This is a genomic window from Mesorhizobium sp. M7A.F.Ca.US.014.04.1.1 (assembly GCF_003998745.1).
Taxonomy (GTDB): Bacteria; Pseudomonadota; Alphaproteobacteria; order Rhizobiales; family Rhizobiaceae; genus Mesorhizobium; species Mesorhizobium ciceri.
Window position 1 is genome coordinate 1 of the sequence record NZ_RZRW01000936.1, and the last position, 1,489, is coordinate 1,489.

Here is a 1,489-nt window from a genome sequence, read left to right on the forward strand (position 1 = left end):
GCGCTCGGCCTTGGTGCCGCGCCGATAGGCGAGAATGACCGGAAGCGTCACCTTGCCCTCGCGGAAATCGTCGCCGACGTTCTTGCCGAGATCCTTGCTGGTGCCGCCATAGTCCAGCGCGTCGTCGATCAGCTGGAAGGCCAGGCCGCGATTCATGCCATAGGAGCGCAGCGCCGCACGATCGTTGCGCGTCGCCTGGGCGATGACCGGGCCGACCTCGGCAGCAGCCGAAAAAAGTGCGGCGGTCTTGGCCTTGATGACGGCGAAATGCTCGTCCTCGGTGGTTTCGAGGTTCTTGGCGGCGGCAAGCTGCATGACCTCGCCCTCGGCGATGATCGAGGCTGCACTCGACAGGATGTCGAGCGCCTCGAGCGAGCCGACATCGACCATCATGCGGAAAGCCTGGCCGAGCAGGAAGTCGCCGACCAGCACGCTTGCCTGGTTGCCCCAGATCATGCGGGCGGTCTTCTTGCCGCGGCGCATGCCGCTCTCGTCGACGACATCGTCGTGCAGAAGCGTCGCGGTGTGCATGAATTCGACGGAGGTGGCGAGCTTGACGTGGCCCTCGCCGGCATAGCCGAACATCTGGGCTGCGGCCAGCGTCAGCATCGGCCGCAGCCGTTTGCCGCCGGACGAGATCAGATGGTTGGCGACCTCCGGGATCATCTCGACGTCGGAGCCGGCCTTGGACAGGATCAATTCATTGACGCGCCCCATATCGGCGGCAGTCAGATCGATCAGATCCTTGATGGAGGCGGGCTCCCGCTTCCCGTTTTCGATGTTGAGAACGACACCCACGACAATCACTCCCGTCTTGGTATAGAGCGTGCGACGGCACCCTTAGTCCCTGTATGGACTCTAGGGCGGCGGACATGGGCACGGCAAGTGGCGAATTGGCGCGGCGGCGGCGACAGAATGTCAACGACCCCAAGGGAACGGCTCTGCCCCGGAATCCCCTGCCCGTTTACATCAATAGCGCAAACTGCGAGTTTCATACGATGATAGAACTAGTCCGCACCAACGATGCCGTGATCATTTCCTTTGTCGAATCGCTGATGCGCGACGCCGGCATTGCCTGCTTTGTCGCCGACCAGAATATGAGCATTCTCGAAGGGTCGATCGGTCTTTTGCAGAAGCGCGTCATGGTCGACGCCGACCAGGCCGACGCGGCACGGCGCATCCTCAGGGATGCCGGCATCGCCAACGAAATCCGCGGAAAATAATGTCCGCCGCGCCCGCCGCCCTTGTCCCGGACACGCCGGCCCATACGGTCGACGCTTTCCATCGCGGCCGGTTCTGGCTGGTGCAGCCCAAGCAAGGCGGTCATCGCGCCGGCATGGATGCGATGATGCTGGCGGCCTCCGTGCCGTCCTCTCTTGCCGGTCGTCTCGCCGATTTCGGTGCCGGTGCCGGGGCCGCCGGCCTGGCGGTGCTGTCGCGCTGCCCGGCCGCTGAGGCGGTGGTTGTCGAACGCCCGCCGGCAATGGCC

At 64.3% G+C, this 1,489-nt stretch carries 2 protein-coding genes and 1 pseudogene; 2 read left to right on the plus strand and 1 reads right to left on the minus strand.

The window, feature by feature from the left end:
- A partial coding sequence (locus EOA22_RS33275; protein WP_164756166.1) for a polyprenyl synthetase family protein occupies nucleotides 1-798 on the minus strand: 798 nt, incomplete at its 3' end.
- 200 nt (nucleotides 799-998) lie between these two features.
- On the opposite strand from EOA22_RS33275, the gene EOA22_RS33280 reads away from it, so the two are divergent.
- Nucleotides 999-1,223, plus strand: coding sequence for a DUF2007 domain-containing protein (locus EOA22_RS33280; protein ID WP_063167652.1), 225 nt, complete (start codon nucleotides 999-1,001; stop codon nucleotides 1,221-1,223).
- Nucleotides 1,223-1,489, plus strand: a pseudogene (locus EOA22_RS33285) (methyltransferase); the annotation flags it as partial. The gene EOA22_RS33280 and the pseudogene EOA22_RS33285, both read left to right, overlap by 1 nt.